Source organism: Roseicyclus mahoneyensis, assembly GCF_003148775.1.
Taxonomy (GTDB): domain Bacteria; phylum Pseudomonadota; class Alphaproteobacteria; order Rhodobacterales; family Rhodobacteraceae; genus Roseicyclus; species Roseicyclus mahoneyensis.
Map to the genome: position 1 here is coordinate 927,848 of NZ_QGGW01000001.1, position 18,610 is coordinate 946,457.

The 18,610-nt window shown below is 66.9% G+C and carries 21 protein-coding genes; 15 read left to right on the forward strand and 6 right to left on the reverse strand.

Going from position 1 to position 18,610, the window contains the following annotated elements; translation table 11 throughout:
- Positions 1 to 40: 40 nt before the first annotated feature.
- Both C7455_RS04560 and C7455_RS04565 read right to left on the reverse strand, forming a co-directional pair.
- Positions 41 to 601, reverse strand: a complete 561-nt coding sequence (locus tag C7455_RS04560; protein ID WP_109665883.1) for a hypothetical protein — start codon at positions 599 to 601, stop codon at positions 41 to 43.
- A gap of 82 nt (positions 602 to 683) precedes the next feature.
- Positions 684 to 1,238 (reverse strand): hypothetical protein, encoded by a 555-nt coding sequence (locus C7455_RS04565; protein ID WP_109665885.1) that lies wholly within the window; start codon positions 1,236 to 1,238, stop codon positions 684 to 686.
- Between the two features lie 64 nt (positions 1,239 to 1,302).
- Between C7455_RS04565 and pyrC the strand changes: the two genes are divergently transcribed.
- From pyrC to C7455_RS04615, 10 genes are all read left to right on the forward strand, one after another.
- A complete protein-coding gene (gene pyrC, locus C7455_RS04570; protein WP_109665887.1) occupies positions 1,303 to 2,346 on the forward strand; it encodes a dihydroorotase in 1,044 nt (347 codons plus the stop codon).
- 43 nt (positions 2,347 to 2,389) lie between these two features.
- Entirely contained in the window at positions 2,390 to 3,070 is a 681-nt protein-coding gene (locus C7455_RS04575) for an orotate phosphoribosyltransferase (RefSeq protein WP_109665889.1), read from the forward strand.
- Positions 3,071 to 3,302: 232 nt separating this feature from the next.
- Entirely contained in the window at positions 3,303 to 4,802 is a 1,500-nt protein-coding gene (locus C7455_RS04580) for a replicative DNA helicase (RefSeq protein ID WP_109665891.1), read from the forward strand.
- A gap of 128 nt (positions 4,803 to 4,930) precedes the next feature.
- Positions 4,931 to 5,968 (forward strand): alanine racemase, encoded by a 1,038-nt coding sequence (gene alr, locus C7455_RS04585; protein WP_109665893.1) that lies wholly within the window; start codon positions 4,931 to 4,933, stop codon positions 5,966 to 5,968.
- Positions 5,968 to 6,750: an MlaE family ABC transporter permease gene (locus tag C7455_RS04590; RefSeq protein ID WP_109666186.1), complete on the forward strand. Its 783-nt coding sequence runs from the start codon at positions 5,968 to 5,970 to the stop codon at positions 6,748 to 6,750. Before alr ends, C7455_RS04590 begins: the two co-directional genes overlap by 1 nt.
- Positions 6,747 to 7,493, forward strand: coding sequence for an ABC transporter ATP-binding protein (locus C7455_RS04595; protein ID WP_109665895.1), 747 nt, complete (start codon positions 6,747 to 6,749; stop codon positions 7,491 to 7,493). The genes C7455_RS04590 and C7455_RS04595 overlap by 4 nt, the downstream gene beginning before the upstream one ends.
- A gap of 39 nt (positions 7,494 to 7,532) precedes the next feature.
- Positions 7,533 to 7,991 carry a paraquat-inducible protein A gene (locus tag C7455_RS04600; protein WP_109666188.1) on the forward strand — a complete coding sequence of 153 codons (459 nt, stop codon included), beginning with the start codon at positions 7,533 to 7,535 and terminating at the stop codon, positions 7,989 to 7,991.
- A 9-nt stretch (positions 7,992 to 8,000) separates the two neighbouring features.
- Entirely contained in the window at positions 8,001 to 8,366 is a 366-nt protein-coding gene (locus C7455_RS04605) for a hypothetical protein (RefSeq protein ID WP_109665897.1), read from the forward strand.
- Between the two features lie 44 nt (positions 8,367 to 8,410).
- Positions 8,411 to 9,778 (forward strand): DNA repair protein RadA, encoded by a 1,368-nt coding sequence (radA, locus tag C7455_RS04610; RefSeq protein WP_109665899.1) that lies wholly within the window; start codon positions 8,411 to 8,413, stop codon positions 9,776 to 9,778.
- A 44-nt stretch (positions 9,779 to 9,822) separates the two neighbouring features.
- The gene (locus C7455_RS04615) at positions 9,823 to 10,383 is read left to right on the forward strand and encodes a CvpA family protein (protein WP_109665900.1); all 561 of its coding nucleotides are present in this window, start codon (positions 9,823 to 9,825) and stop codon (positions 10,381 to 10,383) included.
- A 3-nt stretch (positions 10,384 to 10,386) separates the two neighbouring features.
- Here the strand turns inward: C7455_RS04615 and C7455_RS04620 are convergent, their stop codons facing one another.
- The gene (locus C7455_RS04620; protein ID WP_109665902.1) at positions 10,387 to 10,842 is read right to left on the reverse strand and encodes a hypothetical protein; all 456 of its coding nucleotides are present in this window, start codon (positions 10,840 to 10,842) and stop codon (positions 10,387 to 10,389) included.
- A 131-nt stretch (positions 10,843 to 10,973) separates the two neighbouring features.
- On the opposite strand from C7455_RS04620, the gene purF reads away from it, so the two are divergent.
- Together purF and C7455_RS04630 are read left to right on the forward strand one after the other, a co-directional pair.
- A complete protein-coding gene (purF, locus tag C7455_RS04625) occupies positions 10,974 to 12,485 on the forward strand; it encodes an amidophosphoribosyltransferase (RefSeq protein WP_425450621.1) in 1,512 nt (503 codons plus the stop codon).
- A complete protein-coding gene (locus C7455_RS04630; RefSeq protein ID WP_109665906.1) occupies positions 12,485 to 13,090 on the forward strand; it encodes a DUF2199 domain-containing protein in 606 nt (201 codons plus the stop codon). Before purF ends, C7455_RS04630 begins: the two co-directional genes overlap by 1 nt.
- A gap of 60 nt (positions 13,091 to 13,150) precedes the next feature.
- Here the strand turns inward: C7455_RS04630 and C7455_RS04635 are convergent, their stop codons facing one another.
- A complete protein-coding gene (locus C7455_RS04635) occupies positions 13,151 to 13,753 on the reverse strand; it encodes a biotin transporter BioY (protein ID WP_109665908.1) in 603 nt (200 codons plus the stop codon).
- A 138-nt stretch (positions 13,754 to 13,891) separates the two neighbouring features.
- On the opposite strand from C7455_RS04635, the gene C7455_RS04640 reads away from it, so the two are divergent.
- Positions 13,892 to 14,554 carry an SDR family NAD(P)-dependent oxidoreductase gene (locus tag C7455_RS04640; RefSeq protein ID WP_109665910.1) on the forward strand — a complete coding sequence of 221 codons (663 nt, stop codon included), beginning with the start codon at positions 13,892 to 13,894 and terminating at the stop codon, positions 14,552 to 14,554.
- A 17-nt stretch (positions 14,555 to 14,571) separates the two neighbouring features.
- A complete protein-coding gene (locus C7455_RS04645) occupies positions 14,572 to 15,102 on the forward strand; it encodes a GNAT family N-acetyltransferase (RefSeq protein WP_109665911.1) in 531 nt (176 codons plus the stop codon).
- On the opposite strand, the gene C7455_RS04650 is transcribed toward C7455_RS04645, so the two are convergent.
- A complete protein-coding gene (locus tag C7455_RS04650) occupies positions 15,099 to 15,512 on the reverse strand; it encodes a cell division protein ZapA (protein ID WP_109665913.1) in 414 nt (137 codons plus the stop codon). The genes C7455_RS04645 and C7455_RS04650 overlap by 4 nt on opposite strands.
- Positions 15,505 to 16,266, reverse strand: a complete 762-nt coding sequence (locus C7455_RS04655) for a hypothetical protein (RefSeq protein ID WP_109665915.1) — start codon at positions 16,264 to 16,266, stop codon at positions 15,505 to 15,507. The genes C7455_RS04650 and C7455_RS04655 overlap by 8 nt, the downstream gene beginning before the upstream one ends.
- 263 nt (positions 16,267 to 16,529) lie before the next feature.
- On the opposite strand from C7455_RS04655, the gene tkt reads away from it, so the two are divergent.
- Complete coding sequence (tkt, locus tag C7455_RS04660) at positions 16,530 to 18,545, forward strand: transketolase (protein WP_109665917.1); 2,016 nt, start codon at positions 16,530 to 16,532, stop codon at positions 18,543 to 18,545.
- The last annotated feature ends 65 nt before the right edge of the window (positions 18,546 to 18,610 follow it).

Here is an 18,610-nt window from a genome sequence, read left to right on the forward strand (position 1 = left end):
GGGCCGTCGCAGTCCATCTGCCGCGTCAGGCGGCGTTTGCTCAATTCGCAGGCAGTTGCTCCGCTTGCCCCTCGCGCGCCGCGAAGCTGGCCCAGTCAAGCCGCGGCACCTCGCCCCTTCGGTTGTAGAAGTGCCGCATCGCGAGGCCGACGCCCGCCCCCACGACCCCGATCCAGCCCGCCGTCAGCCCCAGGCCCAAGGTCGGACCGGACAGCAAGACCGCGACCATGATCGTCAGAGCCAATGCCGCGACCCCCAGCCCGATGCGAGAGGCCATGCGCAGGTCCGCCGCATCGGGCCCGTCACGAAGCGTCAGGTCGGGCCTGTGCCGGGCGGCATGGGCTGCGAAATCGACCAGCATGGCGCCCCAGGCCGCGCGCTCCCCTCCGGCACTCGTCCAGCGCAGACGACGCCGATCCTGCGGCCCGAACCAGAGCCAGAACTCCTCGCTGGTTCCGCGTCCGGGCCGGTATCTCACAAAGGCCACGTCGGTCAGGTCGGACCATGGCTTGATCTCCTCCCCCAGCCAGATGCCTTGCCCGGACAAGCGCAGCGATTGCCTGCCGTCGATCCGGGACACTTGCCAATCATGCAGCACCATCGAGGCCTCCGCGCTCCGCCGACACGGGGCAGAATGCCCGTCGCGCGCCCGTGGCGGCAAGTATGGAAGACCACCGCCCCGCTTACTTGGGCCCCGGATCGAACCCCGCCGCAAAATCCGCCAAGGGCATTCGCGGCAGGGCCACCCACGGCCTGTTGGCCAGAGCGATGGCAAGGCCCATGGGCGCCACGACAGCCCCGACGATCCCGGGCCCCAAGGCCTCGCCCACAGACAGCGTGACCAGCCACCACAGGCCCAGCGCGACCCCCGCCAGACCCAGAACCGCAAGGCCGACGCCGGTGACGAACATGGCGCGACGCGGCCGCCCGCCATGCCCGATCACGACCTCCAGATCAGGCCGCGCCGCTGCCAAGGCGCGCACCACCGCGCGCAGCATGGCCGCATAGTCCGACGGCATCGGGCCGCGCCCGCGATAGCCCAGCACCACCTCGCGCCTGCCCCAGCGCAAGCGCAGGCCGATGACAAGCGTCTGCGCCACCTCGTCAAAGGCCCAGCCGACCTCGTCAAGATCCGCCCAAGGGCGCAACGGCGCTCCGCCCATTGCCAGACCCTCGGCCGAGACATCGACCCGCCAGTGCCGTGCCAACAGCGCCGGACGCCATGTGAACCGTTCCATTCCTGCCCCCTGCGCCAGAATTGCCCTTTGCAGGGCGCGCCCGAACCTAGTACCGCATTGCCCCATGACCCAGCGTTTGACAATCCGCCGCCCCGATGATTGGCACCTGCACCTGCGCGACGGCGCGATGCTGGCCGGTGTCCTGCCCGAAACAGCGCGCCATTTCGCCCGCGCCATCGTGATGCCGAACCTCGTGCCTCCCGTGGTGACGGGCGAGCACGCGCGCGCCTACCGCGACAAGATCATGGCCGCCCTGCCCGAAGGCATGGTGTTCGAGCCACTGATGACGCTCTACCTGACCGAGACGACAGACCCCGAGGATATCGCCCGCGCCGCCGCCGATGGCCTTGTCCACGCGGTCAAACTCTACCCCGCAGGCGCCACGACCAATTCCCAATCCGGCGTGCGCGACCTGACCCGTGTCACGGGCGTTCTGGAAAAAATGGCCGAGATCGGGTTGACCTTGTGCATCCACGGCGAAGTGACCGATCCGCATGTCGACATCTTCGACCGCGAACAGGTGTTTCTCGAGACCGTCCTCGACCCGCTCAGGGCCCGCATCCCCAGCCTCAAGGTGACGCTGGAACACATCACCACCAGCCATGGCATCGACTATGTCGCAAGCGCCTCGGGCGACATCGCGGGCACGATCACGACCCATCACCTGATGATCAACCGCAACCACATCCTCGCGGGCGGCATCCGGCCACATTACTACTGCCTGCCCGTCGCCAAACGCGCCACGCACCAGCAGGCTTTGCGCCGCGCGGCCACCTCCGGCAACCCGCGCTTCTTCCTCGGCACCGACTCAGCCCCCCATACCGATCCGACCAAGGAAGCGGCCTGCGGCTGCGCGGGCGTCTTCTCGGCCACCAACACCATGTCCTGCCTCGCCCATGTCTTCGAGGAGGACGGCGCGCTCGACCGTCTCGAGGGGTTTGCCTCCCTCTTCGGCCCCGCCCGCTACGGCCTGGCCCCGAACGAGACCACGATCACGCTCGAAAAGCGCCCCGAGCCCCTCGACTACCCTGCCAAGATCATCACCGGCGCAGGCCCCGTCACCGTCTTTGACCCGGGCCACCCGCTCCATTGGCATGTGATCGCCTGAGCCTTCATCTTTCCACAAATATGCAAATTCCGGACGGCCGCCCATGATCCCCACCGCCTATCCCGATCGCGCCACCATGGCCCGCCTGACCGCCCGGATGCTGCTCGACATCAAGGCGGTGCATTTCAACACCGAGACCCTCTACACCCATGCCAGCGGCAAACAGGCCCCCACCTACATCGACTGCCGCAAGATCATCTCCTACCCCCGCGTGCGCGCCACCTGCATGGATTTCCTGTGCTGCACCGTGATGGAGGCCGCCGGGCTGGAAGCCTTCGACAATATCGCGGGCGGCGAGACCGCGGGCATCCCCTTCGCCGCCTTTGTCGCGGAACGCATGGGCTTGCCCATGTCCTATGTGCGCAAACAGCCCAAGGGCTACGGCCGCACCGCACAGATCGAAGGCGAGATGCGCGAGGGCGACCGCGTGCTGCTCGTCGAGGATCTGACCACCGATGGCGGCTCCAAGCTGAAATTCGTCGAAGCGATCCGGGGCGCGGGCGCGACCTGCGCGCATACCGCGGTGGTCTTCTACTATGGCGTCATGCCGGGCACCGAGGAGCGGCTGGCCGAGCACGGCCTGCGGCTCCATTACCTCGCCACCTGGGCCGATGTCATCGCCGAGGCCCGGCGCGGCGGCGATTTCACCGAAGGCACCCTCGCCGAAGTGGAACGATTCCTCCAAGACCCCGATAGCTGGCGCGTCGCCCGCGGACTATCCTGAAGGCCGAGCGCGACAGTGGCGCTTGCCGCGTGGCGAATCCGACACATTTCTGATACACGCGCCCCAGATGAAGGTGTGCGGGTGGCATGCGCGTCCAGATGTGGTGGTCAAATCCGCTCACAGGTTACTCACAGATCTGGCCCGTTGACGCGGATGCGGGTGCCAAGGCTATACCGGCCAACACCGCATTCCCGGTCAACGAGGATCGGCGCAATGAATTGGGGGGTCAGAAATGAACGAGCATGTGCCGGTGCCCGCCACCGCCGCCGCCCAATCCGGAGACACGCCCGCCCTGCCCCATAACGTCGAGGCAGAACAGCAGCTTCTGGGTGCCATCTTGTCGTCCAATGACGTGCTCGACCGGGTCGACGACCTGATCAAGCCCGACCATTTCCACGACCCTGTCCACCGCGCGATCTTCTCCATGGCGCAAGCCCGCATCGCCAAAGGGCTGGCGACGGACGCCACCACGCTCAAGAATTTCGTCGCCGACATCCCCGGCCTCAAGGACCTTGGCGGCGCGGAATACCTGCTGCGCCTGCAGCTTTCGGCCATCGCCACCTCGGCCGCGCGCGATTATGCGCAGCTGATCCATGACCTTGCCGTGCGGCGCGAGTTGATCGCTCTGGGCCAGCGCGTCACCGACCGCGCACGCGCCATGCGCGACGACGTCACCCCCGACGACCAGATCGTCGAGGCCGAGACGGAACTGTTCAACCTCGCCTCCGCCGGCACCACCAACCGCGGTTTCGTCTCGTTCCTCTCGGCGCTCTATGACGCCGTGAACATGGCCAACGCCGCCTACAACCGCGGCGGCAAGCTTGCGGGCATCTCCACGGGCCTGACCGACATGGACAGGATGCTGGGCGGCCTGCACAAATCCGATCTGCTGATCCTTGCCGGCCGTCCTTCCATGGGCAAGACCTCGCTGGCAACCAACATCGCCTTCAACATCGCCAAGGCATGGAAACGCGGGCTCAAGGAAGACGGCACCGAAGGCACGGTCGACGGCGGCGTCGTGGGCTTCTTCAGCCTCGAGATGTCGGCGGCCCAGTTGGCACAGCGCATCTTGTCGGAAGCAGCCGAAATCCCCTCGGAACTGATCCGCAAGGGTGACCTGACCGAGGCGGAATTCGAGCGCTACCTGCATGCCGCCCGCGACCTCGAACGCTGCCCGCTCTACATCGACGACACGCCCGCCCTGCCCATCGGCCAGGTCGCGGCCCGCGCCCGCCGCCTCAAGCGAACGCCCGCCGGCCTCGACCTTCTGATCGTCGACTACCTGCAGCTTTTGCGCGGCTCGGGCCGGTCCGAGAACCGCGTCAACGAGATCTCCGAGATCACCCAAGGCCTCAAGGCCATCGCCAAGGAACTCAACATTCCCGTGATCGCCCTCTCGCAGCTCTCGCGCCAGGTCGAGTCCCGCGAAGACAAGCGCCCGCAACTCTCCGATTTGCGGGAATCGGGATCGATCGAACAGGACGCGGATGTCGTGATGTTCGTTTACCGCGGCGAATACTACAAGGAACGCGAGAAACCGGGCGAGGAGAACCTCGAGGCGATGACCCGCTGGCAGCAGGAGATGGAGCTTTTGCACGGCAAGGCCGAGGTCATCATCGGCAAGCAGCGCCATGGCCCCATCGGAACGCTGGAACTGAGCTTCGAGGGCCGCTTCACCCGCTTTGGCAATCTGGTGAAACCCTGGCAACAGGGGTCCGATCCGGGCTACTGACGGTTACCTTTCATCAAGGTTAACGCGCGCGCTTCTCTGTTTCGAAAATATCCCGGGGGAGGTCGCCAAAGGCGACCGGGGGCAGAGCCCCCCCTTGACCCCGCCACCATGAACCCGGACACAGCGCCATGGGCACCGGCATCCTCACCATCGACCTCGACGCCATCGCGGCCAACTGGCGCGCGCTCGCCCGGCTGTCACGGGGCGAGACCGGCGCGGTGGTCAAGGCGAACGGCTATGGCTGCGGCGCGGCCGAGGTGGCGAGCAGGCTCGCCCGCGAAGGGGCGCGCAGCTTTTTTGTCGCGACCGCCGAGGAAGGCGCAGCCCTGCGCAAAGCGCTAGGCCCCGGCCCCGCGATCAACGTCTTTTCCGGCCATATGGCGAGTGACACCGGCCTGATCCGCGACCACGCGCTGACCCCGATGCTCAACAGCCCCGAACAGGCCGCCCGTCACCGCACGGCCCTGCCCGATGCGCCCTATGGGGTTCAGCTTGACACGGGCATGAACCGGCTGGGAATGGAAGCGCCCGACTGGGGCGCGTCCCGCGCGGGTCTGGAAACCGGGCCATTGACCCTCGTCATGTCGCACCTTGCCTGCGCCGACGACCCTGCGCATCCGATGAATGCCGCACAGCTCGCCGCCTTCACAAAAATGACCGCGGGCGTGAGCGCGCCCCGCAGCCTCAGCGCCACCGGCGGCATCTTGCTGGGCGCAGACTACCAGTTCGACCTCACCCGCCCCGGCGTCGGCCTCTATGGCGGCCAGCCCTTCGCGCAAGCCCGACCCGTGGTGCGCCTGTCGCTGCCCGTGGTGCAGGTCCGCGACGTGGCCTTTGGCGAAACCGTGGGCTATTCCGCCAGCTTCACGGCCGGGCGAAAGACACGGATTGCCACGGTTTCAGCGGGTTATGCAGACGGGCTCATCCGCTACATGAGCAACACCGCGCAACTGTATGCCAACGAAAACATATGCCGTCTCGCAGGCCGCGTCTCGATGGATCTGCTGACGGTCGATGTGACCGACCTGCCCGAAGTGCCCGATCATCTCGACATCCTTTGCCCCCAACAGACCGTCGACCAGCTGGCCGAGGCGGCGGGCACCATCGGCTACGAGATCCTGACCTCGCTCGGACGGCGCTACAAACGCCGCTATATCGGCGCATGATGGTGTTCTTGTCTCCAATCGCCGCTATCGGCCGCTCTACGCTGGCGCTGCTTTCGGCCATCGGGCGTGTGGCGATCTACGCCGCGCAGGCGGTCAGCCACATCCTGCGCCCGCCCTTCTACCCGCGCGAATTCCTGCACCAGCTTCTGCACATCGGCTGGCTCTCGCTGCCGGTCGTGGGGCTCACAGCACTTTTCACCGGGGGCGCGCTGGCGCTTCAGATCTATGCCGGCGGCTCGCGCTTCGATGCGCAGGCGGTGGTGCCGCAGATCGTGGCCATCGGCATCGTGCGCGAGCTTGGCCCGGTGCTGGGCGGCTTGATGGTCGCAGGGCGCGTCGCCGCCGCCATCGCCGCCGAGATCGGCACGATGAAGGTCACCGAACAGATCGACGCGCTGGTCACTCTATCCACCAACCCATTGAAATACCTTACCGTTCCGCGCATACTTGCTGCCACGATCAGCCTGCCGGTGCTGGTGGCCGTGGGCGATGCCATCGGGATTTTCGGCGGCTATCTGGTTTCGACCACAAGGCTCGGCTTCAACGAGGCCGCTTACTTGCGCAACACCGTCGATTTCCTTGAGCCATGGGATGTCACCTCGGGCCTGATCAAGGGCGCGGTCTTCGGCTTCCTCGTGGCGCTGATGGGCTGCTATCACGGGATGAATTCGGGCCGCGGCGCACAGGGCGTGGGGCGGGCCACGACCAATGCCGTCGTTTCGGCCTCGATCCTGATCCTTGCCGCCAACTACCTTCTGACCGAACTGTTCTTCACCGCATGATCGCGCTTACAGATGTCCACAAGGCCTTCGGGGCCAAGCAGGTCCTTCGGGGCCTGACGCTCGACGTGGCGAAGGGGGAAAGCTGCGTCATCATCGGCGGCTCGGGCACCGGCAAATCGGTCTGCCTCAAATGCATCCTCGGCCTCGTCATCCCCGACAGCGGCACCATCACCGTCGACGGCCAAGACGTGACGACCGGCGACCGCGACGCCTTTCTCGCCCGCTTCGGGATGCTGTTTCAGGGCGGCGCGTTGTTTGATTCGATGCCGGTCTGGCAAAATGTCGCCTTCCGCCTGCAACGCGGGGCGCAAAAGCGGCCCAAGCTTGAGGCCCGCGAAATCGCGATCGAGAAACTGCGCCGCGTGGGCCTGACACCTGACGTGGCAGACCTATACCCGTCCGAGCTTTCGGGCGGCATGCAAAAGCGAGTGGGGTTGGCGCGGGCCATCGCGGCGGAACCCGAGATCATCTTTTTCGACGAGCCCACCACTGGCCTCGACCCGATCATGTCGGGCGTCATCAATGACCTGATCCGCGAGATCGTGACCGAGATGGGCGCGACCGCCCTGACCATCACCCACGACATGTCGTCTGTCCGCGCCATCGCCGACAAGGTCGCCATGCTGCATGACGGCAAGATCCGCTGGCATGGTCCGGTGGCTGAAATCGACAGCGCTACCGATCCCTATCTGCGCCAATTCGTGACCGGCTCGGCCGTTGGCCCCATCGCGGCGGTGCGCTGAGACTTGCGGGCTGGCCCAAGGCCGCCCCATATGCCGCGCATGCTCCGCCTTCTGACCGCGCTCAACCTCGCGCTTTTGATCCTCTTCCCCATCGCATGGGCCGCGCCGCTGATGCGCGCGGGCCTGCTGCCGCTGTTCGGGCTGTCGGAGATTTCGATCCTGTCGGGCATCGGCACGCTCTGGACCGAGGGCGAAGCGGTGCTGGCCGTCCTCGTCGCCCTGTTCGCGCTGGCCGCCCCGATGGCCAAGACCATGGCACTGGCGCTGATGCACCTGTCGAGGGCCCCGCTGACGCTGCTGCCCGCCGTGCAGCTTTTGGGCAAGCTCGCCATGGCGGATGTCTTCTTGATCGCCGTCTACATCACGCTGGCCAAGGGCATCGCCGTCGGAAGGGTGGAGACCGCATGGGGACTTTGGCTTTTCACCGCCTGCGTCGTGATGTCTTTCGGTATCGCGCTGGCCACCAAGCGGATGGCGCGGCGCGGGAACTTGGTCTAGCGCAAGCCGATGGACCGGATCGCCCTCACCCTTGCCGTCGTTCTGGCGGTCTATGCTGCCCTTGCCGGGCTGGCGTGGCTGCAACGCCTGATCGGCGAGCGCACGGGTGCGCGCAAGCAGGGCATGGCGCTGAACCTGCTGCGCCGCGCGGGGCCGCCGGTGGCGGGCGGGCTGATCGTGCTGGTCGCGGGGGCAGTGCTGCGCCTTGCGGGCCATGTGCCCTTGGGCGGGCTATTGGTGGCGGGCGGGCTTGCCTTCGGCTTTCACCGTGGTCTTGTCGATGTGCGGCAGGCGGATGCGCGCTTTGTCGGCATCAGGGTGCTTCTGGCGCTTGGGCTTGGCCTTGCCATCTTGTGGCAGGCGGGCGTGATCTGAGCCGGGCACTGGCGCCTGTGGTCCCGCTCGGCTAAGCCTGCCCCATGGCCAAACCCGTCACCCTTTTCGTCTGTTCCGCCTGCGGTGCGACCCACAAGAAATGGTCGGGCCGCTGCGACGCCTGCGGCGACTGGAACACCATCAGCCAAGAGACTCCACTGTCCTCGGGACCCGGCAAGACCGCGCTTGGCGCGATGAAGGGCAAGCGGATCGGCCTGACCGACCTGCGCACCGAGGAAGACGCACCGCCGCGCCGCACGTCCGGCATGGGCGAGCTTGACCGCGTGCTGGGCGGCGGGCTGGTGCCGGCCTCGGCCACGCTGGTGGGCGGCGATCCGGGCATCGGGAAATCCACGCTTTTGTTGCAAGCCGCCGCCAGTTTCGCCCGTGCGGGCGCCCGCGTGATCTATGTCTCGGGCGAGGAGGCCACCGCACAGGTCCGCATGCGCGCCCAGCGCCTTGGCCTTGCCGACAGTTCCGTCATGCTGGCCGCCGAGACCAACCTGCGCGACATCCTGACCACGCTGGAGGCCGAGGCGCCCGATCTGGCCATCATCGATTCGATCCAGACCATGTGGCTTGATACGGTCGAGGCAGCGCCCGGCTCCGTCTCGCAAGTGCGCTCCAGCGCGCATGAGCTGACGACCTTCGCCAAGCGGCGTGGCGTCGCCGTCATGCTGGTGGGCCATGTCACCAAGGACGGCCAGATCGCGGGCCCGCGCGTGGTCGAACACATGGTCGACACGGTCCTTTACTTCGAAGGCGAGCGCGGGCACCAGTTCCGCATCCTGCGGTCGGTCAAGAACCGCTTCGGCCCGGCGGATGAAATCGGCGTCTTCGAGATGACCGGCATGGGGCTGGCCGAGGTCACAAACCCCTCGGCGCTCTTCCTTTCCGACCGCGAAACCCCCGCCCCCGGATCGGTCGTTTTCGCAGGCATAGAGGGCACGCGCCCCGTGCTGGTGGAAATCCAGGCGCTTGTGGCGCCGTCTTCGCTCAGCCAACCGCGCCGCGCGGTGGTGGGATGGGATGGCGGGCGGCTGTCCATGATCCTTGCAGTGCTGGAGGCACGGGCCGGCATCTCGTTTGCCGGGCTTGACGTCTATCTCAACATCGCGGGCGGCATGCGCATCTCGGAGCCCGCCGCGGATCTGGCCGTCGCTGCCGCCCTTTTGTCGGCACGCGAGGATGTGGCCGTGCCGCATGATTGCGTCGTCTTTGGCGAAGTTTCGCTATCGGGGGCGCTGCGCCCCGTGTCGCAAGCGGAAAACAGGTTGAAAGAGGCGGCGAAACTTGGTTTTTCCTCGGCCATTGCACCCGCGGGCTGCAAGATCGGCGCCGACAGCGGCGTGAAGGTGCAGGCGATAGCGGATCTGCCCGCTTTCGTGGGCGAGATTTTCGGGGCAGGATAGGGCCGCGGGTGTAAGCCGGGGCAAGAACGGGTAAAGGCAGGCGTATGGACGGTTTCACCCTTGTCGACGGCATCGTGGCCGGCGTGATCGTCGTTTCGGCGATCTTGGCCTATGCGCGGGGCTTCGTGCGCGAGGCGCTGTCGATCGGCGGTTGGATACTGGCGGCCGTCGTCGCCTTCATCTTTGCGCCCAACGCCATGCCGCTGATCCGCGAAGTGCCTTACCTGGGCGATTTCATCGGCGAAAGCTGCGAGCTCGGCGTGATGGCCAGTTTTGCCGGCGTGTTTGCCGTGGCTCTGGTGGTGATCTCACTGTTCACGCCGCTGTTTTCGACTGCCGTGCAACGCTCGGTCATCGGGGGCGTGGATGCGGGCCTTGGGTTCCTCTTCGGTGTGGCGCGGGGCGTGCTGCTCGTGGTTGTCGCCTTCATCGCCTATGACCGCGTGGTGGGGTCCGAGCCTGTGGCGATGGTGTCCGACAGCCGGTCGGCGAGCGTCTTTGCCCATTTGCAGACCCGCGTCGAGGCGGAAATCCCCTCGGACGCGCCGGGTTGGATCCTTGCCCGCTACGAACAACTGACCGCGACCTGCGCCACCCCGCAATAGCGCCTAGCGCCGCGACGCGAAGACCGAGAGCCCGGCCAGCAGCAAGAGCGCCGCGCCCCCCGCATAGGCGTAAAGCCCCATACGCACGAAATCCTGCAAGACATCCCAACTTTGGGCGAGGTCGCCGAAATCGACCGGGACGGGCAGGCCGAGATCACGGCGCGTGGCGTCAGCGCGCAAGATCGCGTCGCCCAACACCACCAAGGGAGACAGACCCGCCGCCAGCGCAAGGATCGCGGAGCCCCGGCCGAGAATCGCCGACAGGGCCGCCAGCCCCGCCGCGGCAAAGCCGCCGACAAAGACCCATGTCTGCCATGCGGCATCCGCCGACAGCGCGATGACGCCGTCGCTGACCAACGACATCGGCGAGATGTCGGACCCGGCAAAGGGCGGCTCGAACCATGTCAGCCCCCAGCTTGCCGCCATCGCCACCCCGGCCAGAAGGATGATTGCCCGCATGCGTGCCTCCAATGCCCGTTTTTGCCGCGTCACCACGCTACGCGGGCACAAGCCCGCCGTCCAGCTTGCGCCACCCCGGCGAAATCTGTGATCGTTTGATGACAGCGACGCCCCGAGGGCCTATGTCACCCATGATGACGCAGCCCGGAGATTCGCCCCACATGGATGCCCTCCCCCGTCACCCTTTCGACCCGAGTGACGACGACAAGCTGCGCGAGGAATGCGGCGTTTTCGGCGTGATCGGCGTGTCGGACGCGGCGAATTTCATCGCGCTAGGTCTGCATGCGCTCCAGCATCGCGGGCAAGAGGCGGGCGGGATCGTGACGCACGACCCCGAACACGGATTTTCCTCGGCGCGCCGCTTTGGCCTTGTGCGGGACAGTTTCACCTCGGCCAGCATCATGGACACGCTGCCCGGTGAAATCGGCATCGGGCATGTGCGCTATTCCACCGCCGGGTCCAAAGGCGCGACCCAGATCCGCGACGTGCAGCCCTTCTTCGGCGAATTTGCCATGGGCGGCGCCGCGATTGCACATAACGGCAATATCGTGAACGCCGATGCGCTGCGCCGCGAGCTGATCGAGCGCGGCTCGATCTTCCAGTCTTCCTCGGACAGCGAATGCATCATCCACCTGATGGCGCGCTCGCTGCAGCGCACCATCCCCGAGCGGATGAAGGACGCGCTGCGCCGCGTCGAGGGCGCGTTTTCCATCGTGGCGATGACGCGCACCAAGCTGATCGGCGTGCGCGACCCGCTGGGCGTGCGGCCGCTGGTGCTGGGCCGGCTTGGCGATGGCTACGCGCTGTCGTCGGAGACCTGCGCGCTCGACATCATCGGAGCGGATTACCTGCGCGAGATCGAGCCGGGCGAGATGGTCGTGATCACCGGCGACAAGGTCGAAAGCTTCAAGCCCTTCGAGCGGCAGTCCCCGCGCTTTTGCATTTTTGAGCACGTCTATTTCTCCCGCCCCGACAGCATCATCGGGACCAAATCGGTCTACGAGACGCGCGAGGCGATCGGCCGCGAACTGGCCAAGGAGGCGCCGGTAGACGCCGATCTGGTTTGCCCCGTGCCCGATTCAGGGACGCCCGCCGCCATCGGTTATTCGCTGGAAAGCGGCATTCCCTATGCGATGGGGATCATCCGCAACCAATACATGGGCCGGACCTTCATCGAGCCGACCGAGCAGATCCGCAACATGGGCGTGCGGTTGAAACTGAACGTGAACCGCGCGCTCATTCGCGGCAAACGGGTGATCTTGGTCGACGACTCCGTGGTGCGCGGCACGACCTCGCGCAAGATCAAGGAGATGATCCTTGATGCAGGTGCGGCCGAGGTGCATTTCCGCATCGCCTCGCCGCCGACCGCATGGCCCTGTTTTTACGGCGTCGACACGCCCGAGCGCGAGAAGCTTCTGGCGGCGACCATGTCCGAGGATGAGATGCGCGTGCATCTGGGTGTTGCCTCGCTGCGCTTCATCTCTCTTGATGGCCTCTACCGTGCGGTGGGCGTGGCAGGCGGGCGCGACGCCCGGCAGCCTGCTTATTGCGACGCCTGTTTCTCGGGCGATTACCCGGTGAAACCGACCGACCAGATGGCGCGCGGGTTCAAGCTGGCGGATGCCGTCGAACCGGCCGAGTGATGCTCAAACTGTTCCGGCGCAACAAGGGGCCGAAACCGATCCCCGATGATGAACTTGCCCGGCGTCTGACAGCGCCCGGCTATCGCTGCGCGTGCTGCAACGAAGTGGTGGATGCGGCGCATGCAGTGCGCCTGCGCCCCTTCGGCTGGACCCATCCGCCCGCCCCGCAGCCCGACAGCGCCTTTGACGGCGGCGGCGACATCATCACCGAACGCTATGCGCGCCGGGGCCGCGACCTGCTGGTGCGCGCGCATCTGCCGATCCCGGTAAGGGGCACGGATGAGCATGTCTTCCTGAGCGTCTGGGCCAATGTCTCGATCGGAGATTTCGCGCGCTTCCGGTCCGCGCAGGGGCGGGGCGATGCAGACCGGTTGGGCGATCTCTTCGGCTGGCTCTATTGCCGTATCCCGGCGTCATCCGGGCCGGTGCTGACCAAGGGCGTGATCGTGCCCGTGGGCGGGGGCGGCGTGCCCGTCTACTGGATCACGGACGAGAAACATCCGCTCTTTCCCGCGCAACAAGACGGCGGGATGAGCGCGCCGGACATCGTGGTGCTCTACGAGGATCTGGGCGCTAATGAGGTGCTGAAGCATTTGCGCAGCTGATTTCGCAAAACGAAAAAGGCCGCCCCCGCGGGCGGCCCTTCCCAAGCTCTGCCTTGCGTTTCAGGCGCGGCGCTTGAGCACCGACCACGCCCCGGTCACGACCAGCGCGGCGATCACGGCCTTCAGCGCGTCGCCCAGCAGGAAGGGCGCGACAAAGGCCCCCCAGTAGAAGGCGGCGTCGCGCGCAACCCATCCAGCCTCGAGACCAGCCGCACCGGCCACCGCCATCGGCCAGAGGATCCCCGGCACATACAAAAGCGCCGAGGCCACCAGCGCCACCGCAGCCGTCGAGACGACACCGCGCGCAAGGCCCTTTTCTGCAGCATAGCCCGCAAGCCAGGCCAGACCCACGAAACCGATCAGGAAACCGCCGGTCGGACCCGTCAGGCCCGCAATCCCCGGCAAGGTCGAGGGGGTAAAGACCGGCAGACCCATCGCGCCCTGCGCCAGATAGACAATCACCGTCGCGGCCCCCAACCGGCTGCCCATGCCAAAGCCCACCAGCAAGATCGCCAATGTCTGCATCGACACCGGCACCGGCCACATCGGCACCGTGACCTTGGCCGCGGCCGCGATGAACAGCGCGCCCAACAGGACCAAAGCCACCTTTTTCAGCGTGCCCTGATCCCCGATCGTCGCGGAAAGTAGTGTGTCGCGGCCCATGGTCGCCTCCGTGCAAGGGTCGAAAATACCGTTGCTCCGGGTATCCTCGTGCGGCAGGCCCAAGTCAAGCGCGCCGCACCGCCGCAGACCTGTCGCGGGCTCTTGCGTTTCGGGCGTGAAAGGGGCAACTGGCGCGCCATGGAAAAGCCTTTTGATGGACAGATCGCACTGGTGACCGGCGCATCCCGCGGGATCGGTGCGGCCAGCGCCGAATGGCTGGCGATGCGCGGCGCGCATGTGGTGGCGGTCGCGCGCACCGTGGGCGGCCTCGAGGAGCTGGACGACCGCATCAAGGCGCTTGGCGGCGAGGCGACGCTGGCGCCCATGGACATCACCAATGAGGCCGCGATGGCGCATCTGTGCCGGTCCATCCACGACCGCTGGGGCCGGGCCGATATCTGGGTGCATTCGGCGATCCATGTCAGCGCGCTGACGCCCGCCCCGCAGATCACCGCCAAGGATCTGGACCGTGGCATCGCCACCAACATCCGCGCGCTGTCGCGGCTTGTGGGGTTCGTCGACCCGCTCATCGCACCCTCGGCCAAGCCGCAGGCGGTGTTCTTCGACGACCGATGGGACGAAAAATATGCCGGGTCCTATGCCATGTCCAAGGCGGCGCAGCGCGCCTTGATCCAGTCGTGGCAGGCCGAAACGGCGAAATTCCCGCTCTCGGTGCATCTGCTGCAGCCAAACCCCATGCCGACCGCCGTGCGCGGGCGCTTCTACCCCGGCGAGGATCGGAGCCACCTCAGCCATCCGCGCGACGAGGCGGCGCGGCTGTTGCCGGTTTTGCTGGGCTAAACGCGCGGCCCTGTGCCTTGATCCGCATCCGCGCCGCCCACGCCATTGAGGCAGAGCGACTGGCGCGGCTGCATGTGGCCGTCTGGCGCGACACCTACGGCCACATCGCACCACCCGAGGCGTACCGGCTGCTCGATGAGACGCGCCGCCTGCCCTATTGGCGCGCCACGCTGGCCTCGGGCGAGCCTACCACGGGGGCCATGCTCGCCGAACGGTCCGGCGATATCCTCGGACTTGTCAGCTTTGGCTCGCCTAGCCAGCCCGCGCTGAGCGGCGCTGTCGAGATCAAGCACCTTTATGTCTTGGCCCAAGCGCGGGGCGCGGGTCTTGGCGCGCGCTTGCTGCTGGGCGCCCTCGACCATTTTCGCGGCCTTGGCCTGCCTGATGCGTGCCTTGCGGTGGTCGCGGCCAATACCCGCGCGCGGACATTCTACGCCGCCATGGGCGGGACGGAAACAGGTGCCTTCATCGACGCAGGCCCCCTTTGGCGGTCGGAAAACGTCATTGTCAGATGGCAGCTGGGCGCCCCCCGCACCGGCCAAGCCTAGGCGCGGCGCGCGTCCAGTTCGTCGGCGATGGCCTCGGCGCGCGCGGCAAGTTCGGCCAGACCGTCGGTGAAGCGGTCGGGCAGTTCCGTACGCGGGCCCGCATCTTGCAACTCGCCGATGCGCCGCGCGCGGTCGGCCAGACGTTCCTCGGCCGAGGCAAGGGATTTTTCCTGCGCCGCGATCCGGCCCTGCAGGGTCTTGATCTCATCCTCCAGCGCGGCGGTCTTGTCGGCCAGCATCAGCCCCGCCATGAGCAGCATCCGGTCGGCGGGCATCCGCCCGATCTGGCCAAGGATCACCGCCGCCTCGGTGTCGAGCATCTTGGCGGCCGCCTGCAGATAGGGTTCTTCCCCGTCCTGACAGGCGACGGCAAATTGCCGCCCCCCGATCTCGATCTGAACCTCAGGCATGTCCGCTCTCCCCTGCCCCGGCGCGATCGAGATCGGCCAAGATGCGTTCCAGTTCCGCTGCCTCCGAGGCGCGCGCGGCCTTGAGCGCGTCCAGCTCCACCACCAGCGCCTTGTTCAACACCGTCGGATCGCCCGCGTTCTCGCCACGCAGGCGGGCGAGATTCTTGGTCAGCCGCTCGTTGATCGTGCGCAGTTCCTGCACCTCGGCGCGCAACGCCATGGCGCGGTCGTCGGGGCCCATGCCGCCCGCCGCCTGCAATTCCTCGGCGATGTCGCGCGCCTCGTCGCGTTCGGCGATGGCCTCGGCGCGTTCGGCGCGCAGGCGGGCCACCCGCCCCTCCAGATCGGCGACCTGCGCGGTCAGCCTGTCGATCTTGTCGTCACGCGCCGGGTCGGCGGCCTGTGCGGCCACGGCGGCCAGATCGGCGTTCAGCGCCTCGATCCGCGCATCCCGCTCGGCACGTTCGGCGGACAGGCGTTCCACCTGAGCTTCGAGCGCCGTGATGAGGGACGTGCTATCGTCCAATTCCGCTGTGCCGGACTGCGCGGCCAGATAGGCCTCCAACTCGGCCGCGCGCGCCTCGGCGGCCTCGGCGCGGATCAGCGCATCCTCGAAGGCACCCGAGGTGATGCCCGGATCCTCGACCGGCGCGATCACCTGCGTCTCGCCCAGACCCACCGCGATACGGTCCAGCGCGGCGGCCAGCCGCGCCTCGAGCGTCGAAAGTTTCTCGAATTCGGCGTTGTCGCCCATTGGTGCCTGCGCCCCCGGTCATTGGTCGGCCCGTCCCTGCCCGAGATCGCGGCCTGCATCCTTGCGCGTGTAGCGAATCGCAATTCCCCCCGATTTGCAAGACCCGCGGCACCCCGCCTGCGCGCGCAGCAGCCCATTCGCGTGGTTTCGCCGCCCTTTCGGTTGCGCCGCCCCCCGCCTCTGGTAAGAGACGGGCGACACGCGCCGGGACACTCGCGCCCGCCGCCCCCTTGCAAAGCTGCCTGACGAAGGACCGACGCGCCATGGATCTGACCGCGCTTGCCACCGCCCACCCCGACCACTGGCGCCGCGCCGCCTGCATCCGCACGCTGACGCTCGATGCCGTCGCGGCTGCAAATTCGGGCCACTCGGGCATGCCGATGGGCATGGCCGATGTCGCCACCGTTCTGTTCGACAAACACCTGAGCTTTGATGCAAGCGCCCCCGACTGGCCCAACCGCGACCGCTTCATCTTGTCGGCGGGCCATGGGTCGATGCTGCTTTACGCGCTGCTCTACCTCACCGGCTCGCCCGACATGACGCTGGAGCAGGTGAAGAACTTCCGCCAATTGGGCGCGATCACCGCGGGGCATCCGGAATACGGCCACGCACAAGGCATCGAGACCACGACCGGTCCCTTGGGTCAGGGCATTGCCAACGCCGTGGGCTTCGCCATGGCCGAGGAATTCCTGCGTGCCAAATGGGGCAAGCGGGTCATCGACCATTACACCTGGTGCATCGCCGGCGACGGCTGCCTGATGGAGGGTGTCAGCCAGGAGGCCATCGCGCTGGCGGGCCGTCAGGAACTGTCGCGCCTGATCGTGATGTGGGATGACAACGGCATCACCATCGACGGCAAGGTGTCGATTTCCGACCGCACCGACCAGAAGGCGCGCTTTGCCGCCAGCGGATGGGATGTGTTCGAGGTCGACGGCCATGACCCCGTGGCGATCGATGGTGCGATCACGGCGGCTAAGGCATCCCCCCGCCCCGCCATGATCGCGTGCAAGACCCATATCGCGCTGGGACATGCCGCGCAGGATACCGCAAAGGGCCATGGCGCGCTGACCGACGCCAAGCAGTTGCAGGCGGCCAAGGACGCCTATGGCTGGCCGCACGGCCCCTTCGAGATCCCCGCCGATCTGAAAAGCTGGTGGGAGAGCGTCGGCGCCAAAGGCCGCGAGGCGCGGAAAGAGTGGGAGACGCAATTCGCGCTGCTGTCCGATGGCAAGAAGGCCGAGTTCACACGCGCCTTTGCCCTTGAGCTGCCGAAAAAGCTGTCGGCAACGATCAAGGCGCTGAAAAAGCAGCATTCCGACAACGCCCCCAAGGTCGCGACCCGTCAGGCCAGCCAGATGGCGCTGGAGGTCATCAACCCGATCTTGGGCGAACATCTGGGCGGCTCGGCCGACCTGACCGGGTCGAACAACACCGATACCGCGGACTTGGGCGTCTTCAGCCCCGAGGACCGCAAGGGCCGCCACGTGCATTACGGCATCCGCGAACACGGGATGGCCGCGGCGATGAACGGCATGGCGCTGCATGGCGGCGTGCGCCCCTATGGCGGCACCTTCATGGTCTTCACCGATTACGCCCGGCCCGCGATGCGGCTTGCCTCGCTGATGGGGTTGCCGGTGACCTATGTGATGACCCATGACAGCATCGGTCTGGGCGAGGATGGGCCGACCCACCAGCCGGTCGAGCATCTGACGATGATGCGCGCCACGCCCAACCTTCTGGTGATGCGCCCCGCCGACGCGGTCGAGACCGCCGAAGCGTGGGAGGTTGCCTTGATGCAAAAGACCACGCCGAGCGTACTGGCGCTGAGCCGTCAGGCGCTGCCGACGCTGCGCACGGAGCATAAGGCCAAGAACATGGTCGCCCAAGGCGCCTATGTTCTGGCCGAGGCGACGGGCAAGCGGCAGGCGATCTTGCTCGCCACCGGCTCCGAGGTCGCCATCGCGATGGAGGCGCGAGCTTTGTTGGAGGCCGAAGGGATCGGCACCCGTGTAGTCTCCATGCCCTGCTGGGAAATCTTCGAGGAAACCGACGAAGCCTACCGCAAGCGCGTGTTGCCCGCGGGCCCGGTGCGGGTGGCGGTCGAAGCCGCGATCCGCTTTGGCTGGGACCGTTGGCTGTTCGGCGAGCGGGGACGCCGCGAGAAATCGGGCTTCGTCGGCATGCACGGGTTCGGGGCATCCGCGCCCGCGGGCGATTTGTACAAGCATTTCGGCATCACCGCCGAAGCGGTGGCCGAGAAGGTCAAATCGCTGTTGTGATTGGGTGGTGCGCCGTGACAGGCGCACCCTACCGGCAACCGGGACGAATGTAGGGTGCGCCTGTC